This is a genomic window from Streptomyces alkaliterrae (assembly GCF_007097205.2).
Taxonomy (GTDB): Bacteria; Actinomycetota; Actinomycetes; order Streptomycetales; family Streptomycetaceae; genus Streptomyces; species Streptomyces alkaliterrae.
Genome location: NZ_VJYK02000541.1, coordinates 1 through 1,813, shown reverse-complemented (window position 1 = coordinate 1,813; position 1,813 = coordinate 1). Strand labels below are relative to the sequence as shown.

Annotated in this window: 1 protein-coding gene; it reads right to left on the bottom strand. The window is 72.0% G+C overall.

Annotation, left to right across the window (positions count from 1 at the left end; genetic code table 11):
* Window positions 1-1,813 (bottom strand): RHS repeat-associated core domain-containing protein (locus tag FNX44_RS26545; RefSeq protein ID WP_173019305.1); only part of this gene is annotated, 1,813 nt, incomplete at both ends.

Genomic DNA, 1,813 nt, shown 5'->3' with positions numbered 1-1,813 from the left:
GTGGTGGGGTCGTAGTGGCGGTGGAGGTTGTAGTGGAGGCCGGTTTCGTGGTCGGCGTACTGGCCGGGGAAGCGGAGGGGGGTGTAGGCGGTGGCGTCGCGGTTCCAGGTGGTGGTGCCCCAGAGGGTGGTGCGGGTGTGCCAGGCGATGTGGCCGGTCTCGTCGACGAGTTCGGTGGGGGTGCCGACGAGGTCGGTGACGATCGCGAAGAAGCGGCTGTCGACCTCGGAGGGGGTGAGGGTGGAGGGTTTGCGTTCCAGTTGGGTGAGGGGGCGGTGGCCCTCGTGGTCCCAGGTGAGGGTGACGCCGGTGGCGGTGTCGGTCTGTTCGGCGAGGCGGGTGCCGTCCCAGGTGAAGGTGGTGTGCTCGACGACCGTTTGGCGGTCGGTGGACCAGCGGAGCTTGGCGGTGCGGCGGCCGAGGGGGTCGTAGGTGTAGGTCCAGAACGCGCCGTCGGGGGTGGTGCAGGAGGTGAGGCGGTCCTCGGCGTCGTAGGTGTAGTGCCACGTGTCGGGGCGGCGGGAGAGGCGGGTCTTGCGGCGCACGGTGGTGCGGCCGGCGGCGTCGTGGGTGTAGCGGATCGCGCCGGCGGCCTGGATGCGCGTGCCGACGTAGGTGCGCTCGCCACGTGCGGACGCGTCGGGGGTGCGGTCCGGCCAGTCGGCGGCCGTCTGGTTGCCGGCGGCGTCGTAGGCGTAGGTCTCGGACCAGTTGTCGGCGCTGACGGTCAGCGGGCGGCCGACGGGGTCGAGGGTGTAGGTGGTGGTGTCGCCGGTAAGTTGGTCGGTGACGGAGGTGAGGTAGCGGTCGGCGCGGTAGGTGTAGGCGCGGGAGCGCAGGGCGCGGCCGGTGCTGGTGGCGGTGAGGGTCTGTGCGGTGAGTTGGCCGGCGGGGTTCCAGGTGGTGGTGAGGGTGAGCGGGTCGGCGGGGAGGCCGAAACTGCGGGTGTGTTCGCGGCCGAGTTCGTCGTGGGTGAAGGTGAGCGCGTGGCCGTCGATGTCGAGGGAGGTGCGGTTGCCGGCGGCGTCGTAGGCGAGGCGGGTCGTCGCGCCGGTGGGGGTGGTGCGGGTGAGTCGGCGGCCGAGGCTGTCGTAGGTGTAGTGGGTGGTGCGGCCGTCGACGGTCTCGGCGAGGAGGCGTCCGAGGGGGTCGTGTCGGAGGGTGAGCGTGGAGGTGGGTGTGGTGGCGGAGGCGAGGCGGCCCGCGGCGTCGTAGGTGAAGTGGGTGACGGCGCCGGCGACGTCCTTGGTGAGGATGCGGCCGAGGCTGTCGTAGGTGTAGGCGATGCGCTCGCCGAGCGGTGTGGTGCGGGAGGTGAGGCGGCCGGCCGGGTCGTGGGCGTAGGTCTGGGTGCGGTTGTCGAAGTCGGACTCGGCGATGAGGCGGCCGGCGGCGTCGTAGAGGTAGTTCCAGGTGAGGCCCTGGGGGTTGCGGACCTCGGTGAGGCGCAGCTCGGTGTCGTAGCGGAACTCGTGGCGGACACCGTCGGGTGTGACGCGTGCGGCGAGCAGGTCGAAGTGGGTGTACTCGAAGCGGGAGTCGCCGCCGTTGGCGTCGGTGTGGCTGACGCAGTTGCCCTCGCCGTCGTAGGTCCAGCTCTGGGTGACACCGTCCGGTTCGGTGCGGGTGGCGAGCTTGCCCTCGACTGTCCAGGTGAGGCGGGTGGTGGCGCCGAGCGGGTCGGTGAGGCGCACGGGACGGCCGAAGGCGTCGCGTTCGAGGGTGGTGGTGTGGCCGAGCGGGTCGGTGAGGCGGAGGGGCAGGCCGGCGGGGTCGTTGACGGCCTGCTGGGTGGCGCCGCTCGGGTCGGTGA